The organism is Citrobacter sp. Ct235 (assembly GCF_030332305.1).
GTDB classification, from domain to species: Bacteria; Pseudomonadota; Gammaproteobacteria; order Enterobacterales; family Enterobacteriaceae; genus Citrobacter_A; species Citrobacter_A telavivensis.
In genome coordinates, this window is the sequence record NZ_JAOWIC010000006.1 from 1 (window position 1) to 271 (window position 271).

The following is a 271-nucleotide window of genomic DNA, read 5'->3' on the forward strand; positions in this document are numbered from 1 at the left end:
TGCCGTCGTTCAGGGCGCTGATGTCCGCTGCCGGCACGCCGACGCTCCAGTTGCCCGCCGCGTCCACCACCGTGGTGTAGTTTTTGCCGTTCACGGTCACGGTGACCGCATCACCCGCCACCGCACCGCTGGCGGAGCCGCTGATGATCTGGGTCTGGCCGTGCTCGGCACGGTTGATGATGTCGTCGGCTGCCACGGTGCTGATGGTCACCACCGGTGACGTGGTGTCGACCGTCAGGGCATGGCTCGCCGAACCGGTGTTGCCGGCCGC

The 271-nt window shown here is 68.3% G+C and carries 1 protein-coding gene; it reads right to left on the bottom strand.

Annotated features, from left to right (window positions below):
• Positions 1-271, bottom strand: a 271-nt coding sequence (locus OGY35_RS00960; RefSeq protein ID WP_286631194.1) for an Ig-like domain-containing protein, incomplete at both ends; no start/stop codon positions are given.